Origin of the sequence: Aeromonas sp. 1HA1 (assembly GCF_029237385.1) — a bacterium.
In the GTDB taxonomy this organism is placed as follows: domain Bacteria; phylum Pseudomonadota; class Gammaproteobacteria; order Enterobacterales; family Aeromonadaceae; genus Aeromonas; species Aeromonas popoffii.
Genome location: NZ_JAACGC010000001.1, coordinates 114,708 through 135,059, shown reverse-complemented (window position 1 = coordinate 135,059; position 20,352 = coordinate 114,708). Strand labels below are relative to the sequence as shown.

General features: G+C 60.1%; 23 protein-coding genes. 17 read left to right on the top strand and 6 right to left on the bottom strand.

What is annotated here, in order from left to right:
- Nucleotides 1–86 precede the first annotated feature (86 nt).
- On the top strand, nt 87–401 hold the full coding sequence (locus GWQ22_RS00665; RefSeq protein ID WP_042038056.1) for a DUF2007 domain-containing protein: 315 nt from the start codon (nt 87–89) through the stop codon (nt 399–401).
- Between the two features lie 14 nt (nt 402–415).
- Here the strand turns inward: GWQ22_RS00665 and GWQ22_RS00660 are convergent, their stop codons facing one another.
- A complete protein-coding gene (locus GWQ22_RS00660) occupies nt 416–1,699 on the bottom strand; it encodes a dicarboxylate/amino acid:cation symporter (RefSeq protein ID WP_275929184.1) in 1,284 nt (427 codons plus the stop codon).
- 208 nt (nt 1,700–1,907) lie between these two features.
- Here GWQ22_RS00660 and GWQ22_RS00655 point away from each other — a divergent pair, with 208 nt between their 5' ends.
- Both GWQ22_RS00655 and GWQ22_RS00650 read left to right on the top strand, forming a co-directional pair.
- Nucleotides 1,908–2,153, top strand: coding sequence for a YecH family metal-binding protein (locus GWQ22_RS00655; RefSeq protein WP_275929183.1), 246 nt, complete (start codon nt 1,908–1,910; stop codon nt 2,151–2,153).
- A 102-nt stretch (nt 2,154–2,255) separates the two neighbouring features.
- Nucleotides 2,256–2,855, top strand: a complete 600-nt coding sequence (locus GWQ22_RS00650; protein WP_108537237.1) for a YhgN family NAAT transporter — start codon at nt 2,256–2,258, stop codon at nt 2,853–2,855.
- A gap of 68 nt (nt 2,856–2,923) precedes the next feature.
- Here the strand turns inward: GWQ22_RS00650 and GWQ22_RS00645 are convergent, their stop codons facing one another.
- Nucleotides 2,924–3,892: a LysR substrate-binding domain-containing protein gene (locus tag GWQ22_RS00645; RefSeq protein ID WP_212514700.1), complete on the bottom strand. Its 969-nt coding sequence runs from the start codon at nt 3,890–3,892 to the stop codon at nt 2,924–2,926.
- A gap of 274 nt (nt 3,893–4,166) precedes the next feature.
- Between GWQ22_RS00645 and tatA the strand changes: the two genes are divergently transcribed.
- The 3 genes from tatA (at nt 4,167) to GWQ22_RS00630 (ending at nt 6,191) form a co-directional block, all read left to right on the top strand.
- Nucleotides 4,167–4,328 (top strand): twin-arginine translocase TatA/TatE family subunit, encoded by a 162-nt coding sequence (gene tatA / locus GWQ22_RS00640; RefSeq protein WP_108537235.1) that lies wholly within the window; start codon nt 4,167–4,169, stop codon nt 4,326–4,328.
- Between the two features lie 14 nt (nt 4,329–4,342).
- On the top strand, nt 4,343–4,639 hold the full coding sequence (locus GWQ22_RS00635) for a YfcZ/YiiS family protein (protein WP_042038018.1): 297 nt from the start codon (nt 4,343–4,345) through the stop codon (nt 4,637–4,639).
- 127 nt (nt 4,640–4,766) lie between these two features.
- A complete protein-coding gene (locus tag GWQ22_RS00630) occupies nt 4,767–6,191 on the top strand; it encodes a lytic transglycosylase F (protein ID WP_275929182.1) in 1,425 nt (474 codons plus the stop codon).
- Nucleotides 6,192–6,206: 15 nt separating this feature from the next.
- Here GWQ22_RS00630 and GWQ22_RS00625 read toward each other — a convergent pair whose 3' ends face one another.
- The gene (locus tag GWQ22_RS00625; RefSeq protein WP_275929181.1) at nt 6,207–6,344 is read right to left on the bottom strand and encodes a hypothetical protein; all 138 of its coding nucleotides are present in this window, start codon (nt 6,342–6,344) and stop codon (nt 6,207–6,209) included.
- A 78-nt stretch (nt 6,345–6,422) separates the two neighbouring features.
- On the opposite strand from GWQ22_RS00625, the gene GWQ22_RS00620 reads away from it, so the two are divergent.
- Nucleotides 6,423–7,676, top strand: a complete 1,254-nt coding sequence (locus GWQ22_RS00620) for a phospholipase D family protein (protein ID WP_275929180.1) — start codon at nt 6,423–6,425, stop codon at nt 7,674–7,676.
- Between the two features lie 482 nt (nt 7,677–8,158).
- Here GWQ22_RS00620 and GWQ22_RS00615 read toward each other — a convergent pair whose 3' ends face one another.
- Nucleotides 8,159–9,277 (bottom strand): fatty acid desaturase, encoded by a 1,119-nt coding sequence (locus GWQ22_RS00615; RefSeq protein WP_042038013.1) that lies wholly within the window; start codon nt 9,275–9,277, stop codon nt 8,159–8,161.
- A gap of 149 nt (nt 9,278–9,426) precedes the next feature.
- On the opposite strand from GWQ22_RS00615, the gene fabR reads away from it, so the two are divergent.
- Nucleotides 9,427–10,047, top strand: coding sequence for an HTH-type transcriptional repressor FabR (gene fabR, locus GWQ22_RS00610; protein ID WP_042038011.1), 621 nt, complete (start codon nt 9,427–9,429; stop codon nt 10,045–10,047).
- Between the two features lie 19 nt (nt 10,048–10,066).
- Nucleotides 10,067–10,432 (top strand): YijD family membrane protein, encoded by a 366-nt coding sequence (locus tag GWQ22_RS00605; protein WP_157013440.1) that lies wholly within the window; start codon nt 10,067–10,069, stop codon nt 10,430–10,432.
- Between the two features lie 34 nt (nt 10,433–10,466).
- Here the strand turns inward: GWQ22_RS00605 and GWQ22_RS00600 are convergent, their stop codons facing one another.
- Both GWQ22_RS00600 and rsmD read right to left on the bottom strand, forming a co-directional pair.
- Nucleotides 10,467–10,781 (bottom strand): DUF1145 domain-containing protein, encoded by a 315-nt coding sequence (locus tag GWQ22_RS00600; protein ID WP_042038006.1) that lies wholly within the window; start codon nt 10,779–10,781, stop codon nt 10,467–10,469.
- A gap of 117 nt (nt 10,782–10,898) precedes the next feature.
- Nucleotides 10,899–11,528 (bottom strand): 16S rRNA (guanine(966)-N(2))-methyltransferase RsmD, encoded by a 630-nt coding sequence (gene rsmD / locus GWQ22_RS00595; RefSeq protein ID WP_275929179.1) that lies wholly within the window; start codon nt 11,526–11,528, stop codon nt 10,899–10,901.
- 110 nt (nt 11,529–11,638) lie between these two features.
- On the opposite strand from rsmD, the gene ftsY reads away from it, so the two are divergent.
- The 8 genes from ftsY to hutG all read left to right on the top strand — a co-directional run bounded on the left by ftsY (nt 11,639) and on the right by hutG (nt 20,312).
- Entirely contained in the window at nt 11,639–13,474 is a 1,836-nt protein-coding gene (ftsY, locus tag GWQ22_RS00590) for a signal recognition particle-docking protein FtsY (RefSeq protein WP_275929178.1), read from the top strand.
- A 69-nt stretch (nt 13,475–13,543) separates the two neighbouring features.
- A complete protein-coding gene (gene ftsE / locus GWQ22_RS00585) occupies nt 13,544–14,212 on the top strand; it encodes a cell division ATP-binding protein FtsE (RefSeq protein WP_042038003.1) in 669 nt (222 codons plus the stop codon).
- Entirely contained in the window at nt 14,212–15,165 is a 954-nt protein-coding gene (gene ftsX, locus GWQ22_RS00580) for a permease-like cell division protein FtsX (RefSeq protein WP_042038000.1), read from the top strand. The genes ftsE and ftsX overlap by 1 nt, the downstream gene beginning before the upstream one ends.
- A 451-nt stretch (nt 15,166–15,616) precedes the next feature.
- Nucleotides 15,617–16,471, top strand: coding sequence for an RNA polymerase sigma factor RpoH (gene rpoH, locus GWQ22_RS00575; protein ID WP_042037999.1), 855 nt, complete (start codon nt 15,617–15,619; stop codon nt 16,469–16,471).
- A gap of 125 nt (nt 16,472–16,596) precedes the next feature.
- Nucleotides 16,597–17,256 (top strand): carbonate dehydratase, encoded by a 660-nt coding sequence (gene can, locus GWQ22_RS00570; RefSeq protein WP_042037997.1) that lies wholly within the window; start codon nt 16,597–16,599, stop codon nt 17,254–17,256.
- Between the two features lie 11 nt (nt 17,257–17,267).
- Entirely contained in the window at nt 17,268–17,972 is a 705-nt protein-coding gene (hutC, locus tag GWQ22_RS00565; protein ID WP_275929177.1) for a histidine utilization repressor, read from the top strand.
- Nucleotides 17,973–18,127: 155 nt separating this feature from the next.
- Nucleotides 18,128–19,363, top strand: coding sequence for an imidazolonepropionase (gene hutI, locus GWQ22_RS00560; RefSeq protein WP_275929176.1), 1,236 nt, complete (start codon nt 18,128–18,130; stop codon nt 19,361–19,363).
- Entirely contained in the window at nt 19,356–20,312 is a 957-nt protein-coding gene (gene hutG, locus GWQ22_RS00555; protein WP_275929175.1) for a formimidoylglutamase, read from the top strand. Before hutI ends, hutG begins: the two co-directional genes overlap by 8 nt.
- Nucleotides 20,313–20,352 lie beyond the last annotated feature (40 nt).

The following is a 20,352-nucleotide window of genomic DNA, read 5'->3' as shown; positions in this document are numbered from 1 at the left end:
CATGGGATCCAGGTTCTATCCCGAGGATGGAAGAGGGCATGGTGCCGGTTATATGCGGCATCGACAACCGGTTGCAGGGGGAAGGCATGGATCAATGGATCAATCTTTATCGGGCTTCCCATTCACTGGAGGCCCATGCCCTGAAGGGGGCGCTGGAAGTGGAAGGGGTGCTGGTACGGCTCAACGGGGAGGCGCTGTCCGGCGCCCTGGGCGAGTTGCCGGTAGACATGTTGCAGGTGACCCTGATGGTGAGGGCCGAGGACCGCAGCAAGGCTGGGCGGGTCATAGAGCGTTACCAGCAGCGTCAGGGCAATGGCTGGCTCTGCGGTCAATGCGGGGAGGAGAACGGCGCCAACTTCGAGGTCTGCTGGCGCTGTCATCACGATCCCCACGATCATTAATCGCTCACCCTGCCTCAGCGCAGGGTGAAGTCGATATCCTCCCCCGCGCTGGCGTCGTGATAGGTCGCCAGATCCAGCTCCTTCTCGCTGCGGGCGATCAGCACGGACACCAGAATATCGCCGGAGACGTTGACCGTGGTGCGTGCCATGTCGAGGATCCGGTCGATCCCGGCGATGAGTGCCACCCCTTCCAGCGGTAATCCCACTGCGGTCAGCGTCAGCGTCAGCAGCATCAATCCGGTGCCCGGTGTGCCCGCCGTGCCGATACTGGCCAGGGTGGCGATGCTGATGATGGTCAGGTAATCCACCATGTGCAGATCCACTCCGAAGGCCTGTGCCACGAACAGGGCGGTCACCCCCTGATAGAGGGCGGTGCCGTCCATGTTGATGGTGGCGCCTATGGGCAGCACCTTGGCGGTGATGGCGGGGGAGACACCGAGCCGACGCTCGGCGCAGGCCAGGCTGATGGGCAGGGTGCTGCTGCTGGAGCTACTGGTGAAGGCCACTGCCTGGGCATCAACGATGCTCTTGAAGTAGTGCAGCGGATTGAGCCGGGCCAGCAGGATCAACAGGCCGCTGTAAACGCCAAGCACATGGAGCAGGCAGCCGAGATAGACGGCGCCGATCACCTTGAGCAGCGGCATCAGCAGGCTTGCCCCGTATTTGCCTGTCATCCAGGCCATCAGGGCGCAGACGCCGTAGGGGGCCAGCGCCATCACCATCTGGGTCAGTTTGAACATCCCTTCCGCCAGCGAGGTGAAGAAGAGGATGGCGGGACGGCCGCGCCGGCCGGTGGCGTTGAGGGCGAGGGCGAGGGCCACCGCGAACACGATCACCTGCAGTATCTTGCCATCCACCATGGCTTGCAGCGGGTTGCGCGGTACCAGATGGCTCAGCACGCTGGCCAGGGTCGGCTGTTCCAGCATACCGACGCGCTCATAGGGCCCCATATTGGCGCCCATGCCGGGTTCCAGCAGCCAGCCCATCATCAGGCCGATGCAGATAGCGATGGCGGTGGAAAAGAGATAGAGGCCTATGGCCTTGCTGCCGATCCGATCCAGACTCTTGCCCTTGAGCAATGAGGTGAGGCCAGCGATGACCGAGCAGAAGATGAGGGGCACCATCAGCATCTGTATGGTGTTGACGAACAGGACGCCAATGGGCTTGAGCTGCAACGCCTGTTCACTGAAACCGAGTCCCAGCCCGATCCCTGTCAGCATACCGATCAGGGTCTTCAACCAGAGGGGACGGCGGGTCCAGATCCGCCAGGGTTTGAAAGCCAATCCATGGAGCAGCATGACGCCAATGTCCTTATAGTCGGTCTGAGATGGCAAAAAGGGGCGTTAGTGTAGCCATCCCCTTGTCAGGTTGCCACATTATCGACAAAGCACTCCTCACAGCCAGCCCGACCTGAGGGAAATTGGCAATTTATTGGCTTATATCAAGGTCGCCAGTGGCGGGGCGGGATTTAATTGACATTAAATATGTTCATTAATGAGGTTTGCAATGACTCAATCGGTACACGGTCACGAGGTGATGGAGATGATGCTGGCGCAGGGTGGCCAATTTACCCGGACCAGCCTCAGGGAGGCGATCGATGCGCGCTTTGGCACCGACGCCCGTTTCCATACCTGCAGTGCCAGCGAGATGGATGCAGAGGCGCTGATCGCCTTCCTGGCCCGGCGCGGCAAGTTCATCGAATCAGGGCAGGGTTTTCAGACCCACGCCGGCAAGATCTGCCACCACGGGTGATCCCCCCGCGGCGAACGGCCTGTGGCGCTCGCTGAATCCCGCCGCCTTTGTTATATTTTGCCCTCTTCCCCCTCCTTGTTGAAGGCTTAGCCTGGGCGTTGTATGGATACTTTCTCCGCAGCCGTCATGTTGTTTTTGATCATGGATCCGCTGGGCAACCTGCCGGTCTTCCTGTCGATCCTGCGTCATCTTGATCCCAAGCGGCGGCGCAAGGTGATGATGCGGGAGCTCTTGTTCTCTCTCGCCATCATGATGGCCTTCCTGCTCGCTGGTCAGCAGATCCTGGATTTCCTCAATCTGCGCCAGGAGGCGGTCAGCATAGCGGGCGGCATCATATTGTTCCTCATCGCCATCAAGATGATCTTCCCGAGTGAAGGCGGGGTGACCGGGCTGGCGGCGGGCGAAGAGCCCTTCCTGGTGCCCATGGCCATCCCCATGATCGCCGGCCCTTCCATTCTTGCCTCCCTGTTGTTGCTGGCCAACCAGGAGCCGACCCGGATGGTGGACTGGTCGCTGGCCCTGCTGATGGCTTGGGGAGCCAGCGCCGTGATCCTGATGTTCTACGAGGTATTCAACAAGCTGCTGGGTGAGCGGGGACTCAAAGCGGTGGAGCGGCTGATGGGCATGCTGCTGGTGATGATCTCGGTGCAGATGCTGCTGGACGGCGTGCACCACTATCTGGCGGTGACCGGCCAGGGCTGAAGTGTCAGGGCTGCTTTTCAGCCCCGGTTCCCCGCTTGCTCATGCCGAGGAGGAAGCGCGTCCCATGATCAGGGTTGTTCTATGGTGGAGGGTTCCAGTTTGCTCATGATGAGGGCGAGCAAGGTTTCCCGCAGCCAGCGGTGGCCCGGATCCTCCTCGTGGCGCTGATGCCAGATCAGCAGGTGGGAGATGCTGTCGAGCGCTATGGGCAGCGGCAGCGGCACCAGCGGATAGACCTGGGTAGCGTGACGGGCATAGAGCCTTGAAAGGGTCACTATCATGTCCGAGTGCATGCCCATACGCAGCGCCGCCTCGAACGACGGCACGGTCGCCTCGATCCGGCGGTAGAGATCCATCCCTGCCAGCTTGTGATCCAGCATCCAGCGGTCCCGCCCCTCGCAATAGGTCTGCACATGGGGATAGGCCAGGTAACGGGCGAGATCCCACTCGGGCTCGTGCAGGGCCGGGTGATCGTGTTGCACCAGACAGGTGAGGTCATCGATGGCAAGCAACCGCTGGCAGATGGCGTTGGGCAGGGTGTCGAGCCGGAAATCCGAGCTGATGCAGTTCTCCCGCACCGTGAAGGCGATGTCCACCTGGCCCTGACTCATCTCTGTCAGACTGTTCTCGGTCCACTCCTCGTAGCGCAGCCGTATGCCCGGTGCCTGCCGTTTTAGCTCGCTCAGGTAGAGCGGGGCGAACAGGGTGAAGGCGCTGTCCATGCTGGCGATGACGAACTCCCGCTCGGTATTGGCCGGATCGAAATCTGGCGGCTGGATCAGGTTGTCCAGCGACAGCAATATGGGTTGCAGTTGCTGCTGCAGCGTCAGGGCGCGGGCGGTGGGCTCCAGCCCATAGGCGGAGCGCATGAACAGGGGGTCATCGAAGGTTTCCCGCAGGCGGCCAAGGGCCTTGCTGACGGCAGACTGGCTCAGATGCAGGCGGCGGGCCGCCCGGCTGCCATTCCGCTCTTCCAGCAAAACTTGCAGGATAATCAATAAATTGAGGTCGATACGCCCCAGCTGTTCCAGCAACATGATATGAATCTCCTTCAATTCTTAGATGAATTTATACCATTTGTTTTCATATCTTGGCGAATCTATGCTTCGGTTGTCTCTCGCCTTCAATGGCGGCTGGTACAGGATGTAGTGGTTGAGGGGACAAGTAGCATCAAGTGATACGGCGACCCTGGGTCGCCGTATTTTTTTGCGTGATTTATTTGCAAACTTGCACCTGCCTTGATTTTGCCCAACAATCCTTGCGCCTTCTTTTGATACAAACAATCGGTATCTATCAGTCAGGAGTATCCCAGTGGGACTCGGTGGAATTCATATCTGGCATTTGTTGATCCTGCTTGTGGTTGTGGTCGTGGTGTTTGGCAGCAAACGCCTGGCCGGCGCCGGTGAGGATCTGGGCACCGCCATCAGGGATTTTCGTAAAGCCTTGCGTGACGATGAAGTACAGCCGAAATAAGTAGGAGTTGAATGATGTCCGTAGAAGATAAAGTGCAGGAAACCTGTGATAGCTGTGGCTGTTTCGCCGAGATCGGCACCATCATAGGTGAAGGTGACGATGTCATGGATCTGGTGATCGAGGCGGCGGTAGAAGCCGATGCCCGTGCCAAGCTGGCCGCTTATGAGGCACTGGCCAAACAGGTGACTGCCGAAGCCAGCATCAGCAGCGAGCTGAGCCAGGGCGCCAACGGTGTGATCCTGAAAGCCCGCCTGCAGTTCACCTGCACCGCCGAAAAATTGATTTTCGAGATGCGTGCCCGCTCTATCTGAGCCCTGTGATGACACGGCGGGTTCGCCTGCCGTGTTGACCCTTCTGCTGTAGGTCTGCGTTCTATAGTAAGTTATCCCACAGACGGTTTTGCCCGACGCGAGTCGGCCAACAGAAGGCGACCACATAATGAGGCTGCGATGGATCTGGGGCCTGCTGGCCCTCTGGTGTCTTCCTCTGCTGGCGGCGGATCTCAAGCCACAGCGCCTGCCCCAACCCGGGGACCTCGAACATATACTGCAAAAGAAAGAACTCAGGGCCCTGGTGGTCTATGAGCGGGGATTCTTTTTCCTCGACAAGGGGACCCAGCACGGCATCCTGGTCAATCAGCTGCAGGGGTTCGAGCGCTGGCTGAACCAGACCTATCTTGCCAAGGAGAAGATCAAACTCAAGATCATCTACATACCTGTGCGCCAGGACAAGCTGCTGGATTACCTCAGCGAGGGGCGCGGCGATTTGGTGGCGGCCAACATGACGGTGACACCGACCCGGCGCGAGCAGGTGACCTTCTCCGACCCGGTGATCGCCCCCATCGAAGAGTGGGTGGTGAGCCAGTATTCCCTGCCGACTTTCAACCGCATCACCCAGCTCTCCGGCAGGCGCATCTGGGTGCGCGCCAGCTCCAGCTATTATGAGAGCCTGCGCCAGCTCAACTGGCTGTTTCGCGAACTGGGGCTGCCGCCCATCTACATAGAGACGGTGCCCGAATACCTGCAGGACGGGGATCTGCTGGAGATGGTGGCGGCTGGCATCATACAGCTCACGGTAACCGACAGTTTCAAGGGGCGCATCTGGCTCGGCATGATCAGTGGCCTGAGAGCTCACAAGCTGATCCCGCTGCGGGACAAGGGCCGCAGTGCCTGGGCGCTGCGCAACAATAGCCCCAAGCTGCTCAAGGCGGTGAACGGTTATCTGGCCGATGCGGGCAAGCGTACCCTCTATAGCGACATGACCCTGCGCGGTTTGCTGGCCCGCAGTGATCAGATGAGCAATATTTTGGCGCCGGATCCTCTGGGGCGGCTGGCGACTATCCGCAAGGTGCTGGAGCAGCAGGCCGACAAGTACGGGTTGGACTGGCTGATGCTGGCGGCGCTGGCTTACAAGGAGTCGGGCCTCAATGCCGGCGTGCGCTCAGAGCGAGGGGCTGTGGGGATCATGCAGCTGTTGCCGAGTACAGGGGGAGAGGTGGGCATTCGTGGAGCCAGGCTCGCCAGCCTGGAGGGCAATGTGGAGGCGGCCTGCCGCTACATGCGACTGATCCTGGATACCTACTTCAACGATCCCGGGCTGGATGTGCTCAACCGCCATCTGTTTGCGCTGGCGGCCTATAATGCCGGTCCGAATCGGGTGCAGGCGATCAGGGCCAAGGCGGAGGCCGCCGGGCTGGATCCGAATGTCTGGTTTGGCAACGTGGAGCAGCTGGTGGCCAACGAGGTCGGCCAGGGGCCCATCAACTACGTCAGTACCATCTACAAGTACTACGTGGCCTATCGCTTCAGCCTGCCGCAGCTGGAGGGCAAGGCAGCCGCCATCGAGGCGGTGGCCCAGCCCTGATGTTCTCTCGCCCGTCTAGACAGGCTGAGTGGGCGGCACAAAGGGCTGATCCCTGTGCTGCAGATACCAGGGGGCCAGCTGGCTGGTTGGCGAGGGATCCGGCTGACTGGCTTGCGGTCGATGGCTGATGGCGGGGCGATCCGTGAGTTCCATGGTAAATTCCTTTATCCACGTTCCAATGAGGTCTATAGCCAGCGTTATGCCATTTCCCCATGACAGGCAGATGACGCCATGATCCCCGGCGAATTTGCACTGATTGATCAACCCGAGCTTGCGCTCAAGGTGCGCTGCCAGCTGATCCGCAGCGCCCGCAGCCGGATCCAGGCCCAATACTACAGCTGGGAGGAAGACAGCAGCGGCAAGCTGCTGTTGTCGGAGCTGCTGCACGCGGCCCGGCGCGGGGTGCGGGTACAACTGCTCATCGACGACCTCTATGCTGGCGATAACCGTTTCCTGGAGATGGTGGCCCATCAGCCCGGCATAGAAGTGCGGCTGTTCAACCCCTTTTGGCTGCGGGGCTGGCGTCCGTTGACCCTGTTTCTGGAGGGTATGTTCAGCTTTCGCCGCATCAATCACCGCATGCACAACAAGTTGCTGCTGGTGGATGGCAACCAGGCGGTGATCGGCGGTCGCAACATAGGTGACCGCTACTTCGGGCTGGGCGGTACGCCCCAATTCGTCGATCTGGATCTCGCCTGCCGTGGTTTGCTTTGCCAGCAGGCCGAACAGGGCTTCGATCAATTCTGGCGCAGCCGCTGGAGTCACCCGATCCGCCGCTTGCTGCGTCGTTCCTTGGTGCGGGCCGAAGTGGCGGCGGTGAACGACTTTCTGCTTACCCTGACCGATCCGCAGGTGGCGGCCATCTATGACCTGCCCGCCAGCCTGTTTGACGCCGAGCCTGCCTCCCTGAACTGGCATCCGGGACAGGCCGAGGTATGGTTCGACCGGCCAGGCAAGGGGCTGGTGTCGCGGCCGACCACGGCGCCCCTGCTCTGGCGCAAGCTGGCCGACAACCTGGGGAGTCTGAAGTTGGTGAGCCCTTACCTGATCCTGACCCGGGGGCTACGCCGCCGGCTGAGGCAGCAGCGCCGGGCGGGGGTGAGCATAGAGATTCTTACCAACTCCTTGGCCAGCACGGACGTGCCCTTGGTGTATGGCGTCTACCGGCGTCATCGCCCCTGGCTGATACGGCAGGGGATAGCGCTGTCCGAGTTGGAGGGGGAGGGCCTTAGCCTGCACGCCAAGCTGATCCTGATCGGGGAAGGGGAGGCGCTGCTAGGCAGCTTCAATCTGGATCCCCGCTCCCTGATGCTCAACACAGAGCTGATGTTGCACCTGGAGTGCCCCGCGCTCTGCGCCGAGTTGCAGCTGTGGCTGGCGGGGTGGCAGCAGCGGTCGTCCCATTCCGTTGTCGCACCACAGTCGACCTTGCGCCGATTGCTGGCCAGGGTGAGCGACTGGCTGCCGCTGCAGCGTTGGTTGTGAGCGGGTCATTTCTTGTGCGAGATCTCGCAAAGCCTTGTACGCCTTCGAGGATAACGTTTGCCATCCAAAGGCGATGAATGTTTTTATCGTATTGTTTTTCATCAGTTTGTTCAGGTGCAGGAATCCTGAGATCGTCCAGTTACTTGCATACGCCAATGAATAAAACGGTTTTTTATTTTATTTAACTGCGTAATATTTCAGTTGCAAGGATAAACACGGTGGCTTGTCTGCCGTGTGGAAGAGGGTCGTGAAGAGTACTGGCCGATTGGATTACTCCAGCAGGCACCTGCTTCAGATGGGTAGCGGAAACTCAGGAAACAGGACAGGCACCCGACAGGACCGGATTCCAATATGGAACATGCTATTTGCGAGGGGGTGACATGGAAATGTCACCCCATTTTTTATGGCCCGCTGGCTGAGTCGCTCCCGGAAAAAGACCGCCGGTTGGCGGTTTTTGCTCTGTTCAGCCCGACGGCTCATGATCAGGCGATACCTGCCAGCAGTCGGCTCCAGTTGCGCTTGCTGGCAACGAAGCCATCGTGCAGATTGCGATACTCCAGCTGCAGCTTCAACTTGTCATAGCGGGCCAGCGCTTTGCGCTTGCGCTGTTCCAGCAGGCGCTTGCGGCTGGCGTAGTAGTGCTGTAACTGCTGGCTCAGCTTGTCGTACTCCTCCTGCAACAGTGCCTGCCATAGCTCCCGGTCATCGCGTTTGCGCAACTTGGCCTGCGCCCGTTTGAGCTGCATCTCCAGTCTGGCTTGTTCGATCAGTTCTTCCGGACAGGATCTCAGATCCCGGGTCAGCCCGCACCAGGAGGCGCTGCGGATCAGCCACTTGGTGGGATCGAACTGCCACCAGTGGATGCCGTTGCGATAGTCGTTCTCGAACAGGTGGTGGAAGTTATGATAGCCCTCGCCAAAGGTGAAGAAGGCCAGGATGCCGTTGTCCCGCGCCGTATTGCGGTCGGTAAACGGCTGGCTGCCCCAGATGTGGGCCAGGGAGTTGATGAAGAAGGTGGTGTGGTGGGTCATCACCATGCGCAGCACCCCGGCCAACAGCAGCATGCCGAGCAGATCGCCGTGGACAAGTCCCAGCAGCAGCGGGATCCCCAGGTTGGTGGCCAGGGTCAGTGCCAGATAGTGTTTGTGCTGGAAAACGACGACGGGGTTGTTCTGCAGATCCCGCACGTTGCTGTAATCGTTGTAGATATCGCGCTGGTACTCACGCAGCATCCAGCCGATGTGGGAGTACCAGAAGCCGCGACCTGCGCTGTAGGGATCCTTCAGGTTGTCATCCACGTGGCGATGGTGACGACGGTGATCGGAAGACCAGTGCTGGGCCGAGTTTTGCAAGGCGAGGGCACCGCCGATGGCGAGGATCCACTGCAGGATCGGGTGGGCCTTGTAGGCCTTGTGCGACCAGAGGCGGTGATAGCCAGCCGTGATGGAGATACCGCTGTAACAGAACAGCAGCAGGAAGCAGCTCCACTGCCAGAGGTCATAGCCATGGGTCATGCCGTACCAGGGCACGGCGATCAGTGCGGTCAACCCGGAGAGGGCAAACAGCAGGGTATTGGTCATGATGATCGGTGGGCGTTCCATCTCACTCGGTTCCTTTCAGCGAACAGCTGTGCGCCATTCTCCACGCAGCCAGAATGCGGGTCAATGGTAAAAAAGTAGGAGACAAACCTGATCCCGACTCGGCCTTCGGGTTATCATCTGGCCTCGATAACCTGAAGGTGACTGTTTTCGTGGGTATTCGCGCGCAACAAAAAGAAAAAACCCGGCGTACGCTGATCGATGCTGCGTTCAGTCAACTGTGCGCCAATCGCAGCTTTTCCAACCTCAGCCTGCGGGAAGTAGCGCGGGAGGCGGGTATAGCACCGACCTCGTTCTATCGCCATTTTCGCGACATGGAGGAGCTGGGGCTGACCCTGGTGGATGAAGGTGGCCTGACCCTGCGCCAGTTGATGCGTCAGGCGCGTCAGCGCATCGCCGGCGGCGGCAGCGTCATCAGCACCTCGGTACAGACCTTCATGGAGTTCGTCGAGAACAATCCGAACATCTTCCGGCTGCTGCTGCGTGAGCGTTCCGGTACCTCGGCGGCATTTCGGCAGGCGGTGGCGCGGGAGATACAGCACTTCATCGCCGAGCTGACCGATTATCTCGAAGCCACCACGGGGGCGCCGAGGGAAGAGGCCTACATCCAGGCCGAAGCCATGGTGACCATCGTCTTCAGCGCCGGTGCAGATGCCCTCGACATGACCTGCGAAGAGTGCCGGGCCTTGTCTGATCGCACCATACGCCAGCTGCGCATGATCGCCATGGGTGCCGAGGTTCAGAACCAGAAGCGCCGCCAACCCCTTTCTTAAACCAAGGATGGACACTTCCATGCATGATCAGAATCCGATCCCGAAGAAACCCCTGCTGCTGGCCCTGCTCATTGGCATCTGTTGGGATGCTTCCCTGTCGGTGCTGACCGAGTCGGTGCTCCCCTTCTCCTTCTTCCCCATGATTGCCCTGGTGTTGGCTGCCTATCAGCTCTACCAGCACTATCGTCACGTGTCGCTGGAGGGCAATACACCGCTCTGCATGCTGCTCTGCCTTTTCATCGGCGGCTTCGGCCACTCGGCGCTGGTCAAGGTGCAGTACCCCGAGCTTGGCAGCAACTTCTTCGCGCTCATCATGATGTTGCTGCTGCTGGCTGTGCTGTCGATCAAGCTGGGTATCAGTGTGGGGAAAAAAGAGAAGGAGTGACGGGCACTCCTTCCTGACAGACAGAGGTGCTGTCTTATTCGGCGTTGTTTATCTCTGTGCCATGCTGTTTGGCTTCTATGATGGCTTTGAGTCTGGCGCGAATATCCACCATGCCAAAGACGCCGAATACCAGTATCAGTATGACTTCAAGTTTTGTGACCACGAAATAGGGCTTGCAGGCAGACTTCACCATGCTGGCTTGCACTAGGTGGACCAGGGCGATGAGCAGGCCGCAGATCGGCAAAAGATCATTCAGCTTGCCAGGTAGCGGAGCCACCAGACTGACCAGCACGCCTAACCAGAAGAACAGGGTCAGCCCCATCGCCAACAGAGTAAATACCCGCTTCATCGTTTACCTCCCGTAGATAGAGTTGATAGCAGACCTGACCGGCCTGCTTGTCCTTGAGCCGTTGCCCAAATTGACGGGGAGGGGCACAGCGCCGATTTCCCCCCGCCCACCCGGTATTTAAACCGCAGCGTCATTCCTGGTGTCCCGTAGATAGAGTTGATAGCAGACCTGGCCGGCCTGCTTGTCCTTGAGCAGTTGCCAGCTGGCGGGCAGTGCCAGATCCGCCATCTCCTTCTCCCGCTCCAGATAGATGAGGGCATCCTTTGCCAGCCAGCCGCGCTGCTCCAGTAGCTCGCACACTTGGGGCAGCAGCTCGCGCCGAAACGGCGGATCGAGAAACACCAGATCGAACGGCGTGGCCGGACCTTGCAGCCAGCTGACGGCATCGGACTGGATCACCTGCCCCTGGCTGCTGCCGAGGGCAGCCAGATTCTTTTTGATCTGGTCGGCGGCGCTCTTGTCCATTTCGATCAGGGTCACCTGCTCGGCATAGCGCGACAGCGCCTCCAGCCCCAGACCGCCGCTGCCGGCGAACAGATCCAGACAGCGAGTGCCACGGATATGGGGGGCCAGCCAGTTGAAGATGGTCTCTTTGACGCGATCCGTGGTGGGTCTTAACCCTTCCACATCCTTGACCGGCAATTTGCGGCCTCGCCACTGGCCGCTGATGATTCTGACAAAGCCTGATTTTCCCTGTGGGGCTGGGTTCTTGCTCGTGCTGTTATGGCTGGATTTCACTCTGGGCATCGCGTTTCGTCGTCAGAAAATAAAGTGGTAGTATAAGGCGGTTCATTTTTATGCCGACCCGCCAAGGGACGGCTATCTTAGCAGTCAGCCTTTGATGTGAGTATTTTTAGATGGCAAAAGGTTTGTTTTCCTGGCTGGGTTTCGGCCGCAAGAAAGAAGAGGCTGAGGCTGTCCAACCACAGACACCCCAAGCCACCCCCATTCCCGTTGAGCCTGAGATCGTAGCTCACTCCGCTCCCGTTTCCCATACTACGCCGGTAGTGCCCCCCGAATTGCCCGTCAGCGCACAGAATGATCTCCTGCCTGCTGGCGCTGCGCACCATGATGATTGCTGTACCCCTACCGAACTGGACGCGGGTCCGCTGGTGGTGGAAGAGTGTGCCTCCGAGCTGGAGCCCGTCATCGTCAATGAACTGCTGATCGAGCAGGAGAGTGCCGAGGCAGAGGCTGCCGAAGTCGCCCGCATCGCCGCCGAGGCACAAGCTGCCGAAGCTGCCCGCATTGCCGCCGAGGCAGAGGCTGCCGAAGTCGCCCGCATCGCTGCCGAGGCACAAGCTGCCGAAGTCGCCCGCATCGCTGCCGAGGCACAAGCTGCTGAAGCCGCCTGTGTTGCCGCCGAGGCGCAGGCTGCTGAAGTCGCTCGTGTCGCCGCCGAGGCAGAGGCTGCTGAAGCCGCTCGTATCGCCGCCGAGGCACAAGTTGCCGAAGCTGCTCGTATCGCCGCCGAGGCAGAGGCTGCCGAAGTCGCCCGTGTCGCCGCCGAGGCGCAGGCTGCCGAAGCCGCCCGTGTCGCCGCCGAGGCACAAGCTGCTGAAGCTGCCCGCATTGCCGCTGAGGCGCAGGCTGCCGAAGCCGCCCGTGTCGCCGCCGAAGCGCAGGCTGCCGAAGAGGCTCGTCTCGCCAAAGAGGCCCAGAGAGCGGAAGATCTTCGCCTGGTCGCTGAGATGGAGGCTGAAGCCGCCGCATTGGCTGCCCTGCCGCTGGCCGCCAAGGTGGATGATGATACCCAGGACAAGCCGCAGCGGGAGGGCTTCTTTGCCCGCCTTAAACGCAGTCTGGTGCGCACCAAGGAGAACATTGGCTCCGGTTTCTTCGGTCTGTTCCGTGGCAAGAAGATCGACGATGAGCTGTTTGAAGAGCTGGAGACCCAGCTGCTGACTGCCGATCTGGGCGTCGATACCACACGCCGCATCATAGATGGCCTGGTGCAGCATGCGGATCGCAAACAGCTCAAGGATGCCGAGGCGCTCTACGGCCTGCTCAAGCAGGACATGGGCGCTATGCTGGCTCAGGTTGAGCAGCCGCTGGTGATCGATACCAGCAAGAAGCCTTACGTGATCCTGATGGTCGGCGTGAACGGCGTCGGCAAGACCACCACCATCGGCAAGCTGGCCAAGCAGTTCCAGGCCGAAGGCAAGAGCGTCATGCTGGCTGCCGGCGATACCTTCCGTGCCGCTGCGGTTGAGCAGCTGCAGGTATGGGGTCAGCGCAACAACATCCCCGTGATCGCCCAGCATACCGGTGCCGACTCCGCCTCCGTCATTTATGACGCCATCGAGGCCGCCCGCTCACGCGGGGCCGACGTGCTGATCGCCGATACCGCTGGTCGCCTGCAAAACAAGAGCAATCTGATGGAAGAGCTCAAGAAGGTGGTGCGGGTGATGAAGAAGCTGGATGAAGAGGCACCCCACCAGGTCATGCTGACCCTGGATGCGGGCACGGGCCAGAACGCCCTCAGCCAGGCCAAGCTGTTCAGCGAGGCGGTGGGGCTGGATGGCATAGTCCTCACCAAGCTGGACGGGACCGCCAAGGGCGGCGTTATCTTCGCGGTGGCCGACAAGTTCCAGATCCCGATCCGCTATATCGGGGTGGGCGAGGGGATCGATGATCTGCGCCCCTTCGTCGCCAACGACTTTATCGAGGCACTGTTCAGTCGCGATGAGTAAGCTCAGGCGTGATGGTAAGCGCCACATGCTCCGACTCAGGTCGGGGCTTGTCAATGTCAGGGATCCGTTATGATTCGTTTCGATAAGGTCAGCAAGGTATACAGCGGCGGCCATCAGGCGTTGCAGAAGGTCAGCTTTCACCTGCGCAAGGGGGAGATGGCCTTCCTGACCGGGCACTCGGGGGCGGGCAAGAGCACTCTCCTCAAACTGATCAGCGTGATGGAGCGACCGACCGATGGTCGCGTCTTCTTTCATGGCGACGACGTCAGTCATATCAAGCGGGGAGAGATCCCCTATGTGCGCCGCCAGATCGGCATGATATTTCAGGATCACCGGCTGCTGATGGACAGAACCGTATTCGACAACGTGGCGCTGCCGTTGGTGATCGATGGCTACAGCCATGCCGATATCAACAAACGGGTGGCCGCGGCGCTGGACAAGGTGGGGTTGCTCGGCAAGGAGCGTTACCAGCCGCGCATGCTCTCCGGTGGTGAACAACAGCGGGTCGGCATCGCTCGTGCCATCGTCAACAAGCCACCGCTGCTGCTGGCGGATGAACCGACCGGCAACCTGGATCCCCAGCTCTCCATGGATATCATGCGGCTGTTCGAGGAGTTCAATCGCTTCGGTGTTTCCGTGCTGATTGCCACCCACGATCTGGGGCTGATCGCTCGCATGCGCTATCGCACGCTGACCCTCAAGGCGGGACGCATGTATTCGGCAGGGGAGGAGCGCTGATGGCTATCGTTCGTCATAAACAACCGCCGCTGCGCCGGTTCATGATGTACTGGGTTGACCACGCCCGTCAGGCCTTCTCCAGTCTGGGCGAGCTGTGGCGCAATCCGCTGGCCTCCCTGATGACGCTGGCAGTGCTTGGCGTCAGCCTGGCGCTGCCCTCCTGCTTCCATGTGCTGCTGAAAAACGCCGAGGTGGTGGAAGGGAGTTGGCAGACCAGCTCCCAGATCTCCCTCTATCTTCGCAAGGATCTGCCCGAGCAGAGCATTCTCGACATGCAGCAGCGGATCCTGCTCTATCCCGAGGTGGAATCCGTCACCTACATGAGCCGGGATGAGTCGCTCAAGGAGTTTCGCGAGATCTCCGGTTTCGGCGACGCGCTTGACTACCTCGACAGCAACCCGCTGCCGCCTGTGCTGAGCGTTATTCCCGATCCCCGCTGGCAGAATCCGGAAGGGGCTGCCGAGCTACTCAACAAGCTGAACAACGAGGATGGCGTCGAGCAGGGCAAGCTGGATCTGCAGTGGCTGACCCGCTTGCAGGGGATCATGAACCTGCTGCGCCACACCATCACAGGTATCGCTGTGCTGCTGCTCTCCGCCGTGCTGCTGATCGTCGGTAATACCCTGCGCCTGAACATCCTTAACCAGCGATCCGAGATCGAAGTTCTCAAGCTGGTGGGGGCGACCGATGCCTTCATTCATCGTCCCTTCCTTTATACCGGCATCTGGTTCGGGGTCATCGGCGGCATGTTGGCCTGGTGGCTGACCGAGGTGATGGTGATCTGGAGCGAGGGGGTGGTAAAGGAGCTGGCCGGGCTCTACAACAGCCATTTCCGGCTAGTCGGCATGGGTGCGGTGGATGGGATTAATCTGATTCTGCTTGGGGCTCTACTGGGGTTGATCGCTTCCTGGTTCTCGGTCCATCGCCACATTCGCGACATAGAACCATCCTGATTAATTTATCAGCATTTTAAAGCGCTGGATTTTGAGATACGGATCAAGTAAAAGAGTGGCCGTTTCTGGCATGGACAGCGTTCTGAGGGTAATCTGAACGAAACCGATCTTCTGGATCTTCTCTGGATCCTGCGAACCTTCTGATTTATAAGCAGTCTACAAGTGCTGAAGAACTTATACGGGTGTGGCCCTCTGCCTTGCTCGTCTGACTTGGCAAGCATGTGAAGGTTGCGAGCTCCGCAACAATGGACTTAGCATGCTACTTTTCGGGGGTCCTTGATTGTGACCCCCTTTTTTTGACTGTTCATTCATGATTCATCCTGCCGGCCTAAGATAAACTCGGTTCAGACATGCCCACTATGTTTGATACAGGCCGCAGAATGGCGTCCGGTCAGTAGACAGTCCCTCTCAGGGTGTTAGACTGATTCGATTGAAAAGAAAGAGGTAGAACATGGGAACTTCATTGCAACGCACTATGGCTCTGATTCCGCAAGGTAGTCTGGAAGGCTATACCCAGGCAGTTAACTCGATTCCTGTGCTGACCGCAGAGGAAGAGCGTGAGCTGGCTGAGCGTTTGCAGCAGGGTGGTGATCTCGAGGCTGCCCGTCAGCTGGTCATGTCGCACCTGCGTTTTGTCGTTCACGTCGCCAAGAGTTATGCCGGTTACGGTCTGCCCCAGGCTGATCTGGTTCAGGAAGGCAACATAGGCCTGATGAAGGCCGTCAAGCGCTTCGACCCGACCGTCGGGGTACGGCTTGTCTCCTTCGCCGTGCACTGGATCAAGGCCGAGATCCACGAATATGTCCTGCGCAACTGGCGCATGGTCAAGGTGGCGACCACCAAAGCTCAGCGCAAACTCTTCTTCAACCTGCGCAAATCCAAGAAGCGTCTGGGCTGGTTCAGCCATGACGAAGTGCAGGCCGTCGCCGCCGAGTTGGGCGTTTCCCCGACCGATGTGACCGAGATGGAAGCACGTATGAGCAACTACGATCAGGCGTTCGATCTGGTCGGTGATGATGAAGACGAAGGCGGCTTTGCCCCGGTTCATTATCTGGAAGACAAATCGTCTGATCTGGCGGCCACCATAGAGAATGACAACTGGGATGACCATGCGACCCGTCGCCTGAGCTCGGCCCTCGCCACTCTGGATGAGCGCAGTCAGCACATCATCCGCGCCCGCTGGCTCGATGATGACAGCAAGACCACCCTGCAGGAGCTGGCCGACACCTATGGTGTCTCTGCCGAACGGGTGCGTCAGCTTGAGAAAAATGCACTCAAGAAGCTGAAAGACGCCATGGAGGCCTGATGCCTCCCCCATAAAAACAGGGCCTGATGGCCCTGTTTTTGTTTCGCGAGTATCTGGTCGGCCTTGCCTTGGTTACCCTTGTCTATGTTATGTTGCCGCCACAGCCACAGTAGGGAGAGCAGATAGTGAAACTGTTGAACGACCTGTTTACCAACAACCGCGAGTGGGCGGAACGGATCAAGGCCGAAGACCCGAATTTCTTCGCTACCCTCTCCGCCCAGCAGGCCCCTGAATACCTCTGGATCGGTTGCTCCGACAGCCGGGTTCCCGCCAACCAGCTGATGGGCTTGCTGCCGGGGGATGTTTTCGTCCACCGCAACGTCGCCAATCTGGTGGTGCACACCGACTTCAACTGCCTCTCGGTGCTGCAATACGCGGTCGAGGTGCTCAAGGTGAAACACATCATCATCTGCGGTCACTATGGTTGTGGCGGCGTCAAGGCGGCGATGCAGAATCAGGAGCTGGGGCTCATCGACAACTGGTTGCGCAATATCAAGGATGTCTATTTCAAGTATGGTGAACAGCTGGATGCCATCGAAGATGAGCACGAGCGTTTCGATTACCTGTGCGAGCTGAACGTGGCCGAGCAGGTAGCCAACGTCTGCCACACCACCATCATCCAGAATGCCTGGCGCAAGGGGCAGGAGCTGGCGGTGCACGGCTGGATCTATGGCATCAAGGATGGTCTGTTGCACGATCTGGATCTCTGCATCAGCGGGCCGGAGCAGATCCCCGATGTTTACCGCGCCTGGCCGGACATGCGTCCGCCCCACCGCCGTCGCTGAGGAACCTGCCGTTGGCACCAGCCCTTTATCTCCAGATCAAGCAGCACATCCTGGACGGGATCCGCGAACGCCGCTATCAGGCGGGGGACCGGATCCCGACCGAGGCCGCGCTGTGCGAGCAGTTCACCGTGAGCCGGATGACGGTCAACAAGGCGCTGCGCGAGCTGGTGGCCGAGGGTTGGCTGGTGCGTACCGCCGGCTCTGGCAGCTTTGTGGCGGACAGGCGCACCGAGTCGCCCTTGCTGGCCATTCGCAACATAGCCGACGAGATCGCCGAGCGCGGCAGCCAGTACAGCGCCAGGGTGATCCGGCTGCAACGCCAGGCCGCCGACGAGAAGGTGGCGGTCCAGCTCGGGCTGAGAGTCGGTGCTGCCATCTTCCATAGCCTTATCGTCCATCAGGCCGATGGGGAGCCGCTGCAACTGGAGGAGCGCTTTGTCGATGCCGAGCGTCTGCCCGGTTATGGCGAGCAGGATTTCACTCAACAGACCCCGAATCGCTACCTGATGGACGTCTGTCCTCTCTCCGAGATGGAGCATGTGGTAGAGGCCGTGTTACCGAGCGCCGGTGAAGCCCGTCTGCTGCAGGTGCGGGTCGATACCCCCTGCCTGTTGCTGCACCGCCGTACCTGGTCGGAAGGTTATCTGGTCTCCTATGCCCGCCTGCTCTCGCCGGGTTCTCGCTACAAGCTGAGCTCCAAGACCAGTCTCAATTGATTGTATATACATATCTTTTTAACGGAGCCCACCTCATGGTGGGCTTTTTTGTGCTTAACGTCTAATTACAGCGCTGTTATCAAGATGTGAATTTGATCCTTTCTTTCCTGACAAAGATCGGATATAAATTAATGTATATACATTTAGAGGTCGGTATGAACAAGGAACTGTTGAACTGCGAGCGGGTCTGGCTCAACGTGACACCCGCCACCCTGCGCCCCGATCTGGCGGACTACGGTCTGCTGGAACCCCACGCCCTCGGCGTTCATGAAGGCAAGATCCACGCCCTGGTGCCCATGCAGGATCTCAAAGGCCCTTATCCCGCCCACTGGCAGGACATGAAGGGCAAGTTGGTGACGCCCGGCCTCATCGACTGTCACACCCATCTCATCTTCGCCGGCAGCCGGGCCGAAGAGTTTGAGCTGCGCCAGAAAGGGGTGCCCTATGCCGAGATCGCCCGTAAGGGCGGCGGCATTCTCAGTACGGTGCGGGCCACCCGTGCCGCCAGCGAGGAGCAGCTGTTCACGTTGGCGGCAGCCAGGATCAGGTCGCTGATCCGGGAAGGGGTCACCACAGTGGAGATCAAGTCCGGCTACGGCCTCACTCTGGATGATGAGCTCAAGATGTTGCGGGTTGCCCGCCTACTGGGGGAGGCGCTGCCCATTCGGGTCAAGACCACACTGCTGGCTGCCCATGCGGTGCCGCCTGAATATCGTGACGATCCCGACTCCTGGGTCGAGACCATCTGCCAGGAGATCATCCCGGCGGCGGCCGAGGCAGGCTTGGCCGATGCGGTGGACGTCTTCTGCGAGCACATCGGCTTCTCGCTGGCCCAGACCGAGCAGGTTTATCTGGCCGCGGATCAATACGGTCTGGCGGTGAAGGGCCACATGGAGCAGCTCTCCAATCTGGGGGGCAGTGCGCTGGCCGCCAACTTTGGCGCCCTGTCGGTGGATCATCTGGAGCATCTGGATCAGGAAGGGATCCAGGCGCTGGCCCACCGCGGCGTGGTCGCCACCCTGCTGCCCACCGCATTTTATTTCCTGAAAGAGACCAAATTGCCCCCTGTTGCAGCCCTGCGCAAGGCCCATGTGCCCATGGCGGTCTCCTCCGACATCAACCCAGGCACTGCCCCCATTGTGTCGCTGCGCATGGCCATGAACATGGCCTGTACCCTGTTCGGTCTGACCCCGGTCGAGGCCATGGTCGGGGTGACCCGCAACGCCGCCCGCGCGCTTGGCGAGCAGGAGCGTTTGGGGCAGTTGAGAGTCGGTATGTTGGCGGATTTCCTGGTCTGGAACTGCGCGCACCCGGCTGAACTCAGTTACCTCATTGGCGTCGATCAGCTGGTGAGCCGTATCGTCAACGGCGAGGAGACGCTGCATGGATAAGTTCAGCCTGCCACATATGTCGGTCTGGCAGGGGCGTCAGGATCCGGAAGATGGCGAGCTTGCCCTGCGTTGGCACGACAAGGTGCAACCCTGGCAAGCCACCGGGGCGGGTGGTGATGATGCCGCCCCCGGCGTCGCTCTGGTGGGCTTTGCCTGCGACGAGGGGGTGCGCCGCAACAAGGGGCGCGCGGGGGCAGCCGGCGCACCGCTGGCGATCCGCAAGCTGCTGGCCAACAGTGCCTGGCATCTGAGCAAACCTGTCTATGATACCGGCGATGTGGGCTGCGACGACGGCGATCTCGATGCCGCTCATGCCCGTCTGGCCGAGCGGGTGGCAAGCCTGCTGGATGAAGGCCACTTCCCGCTGGTGCTGGGGGGCGGCCATGAGGTGGCGTTCGGCAGCTGGAGCGGCCTTAACCGTCATCTGTCTGGCCAGGGCCGGGTTGGCATCATCAACTTCGATGCCCACTTCGATCTGCGCATGAAGCGAGATCAGGCCAGCTCAGGTACCCCCTTCTTCCAGATCGCCGAGCAGTGCGCTGCCCAAGGCACGCCGTTTCACTACGCCTGTCTCGGGGTGGCCGAGACCGCCAATACCCAGGCCCTGTTTGCCCGGGCTGATGAGCTGAGGGCTTGGTATGCGCTGGATGAGGCCATGACCCTGGCCGAATTGCCCGAGCTTCTGAACGGGCTGGATGGCTTTATCGCCCGCTGCGATCACCTCTATCTGACCATCGATCTCGACGTCTTGCCCGGCGCAGTGATGCCGGGGGTGAGCGCCCCCGCCGCTCGCGGCGTCGAGCTGGCGGTCATCGAACCCCTGATCGCCCATATCCGGGCCAGCGGCAAGCTGCGGCTCGCCGATTTGGCCGAGTACAACCCGAACCTGGATCAGGATAACCGCAGCGCCCGCGTGGCCGCCCGGCTGGTCCATCAGTTAACCAAGTAGCTGCCTGCCGAAGGCAGGTCGCCATGCTGCTGCATTGATA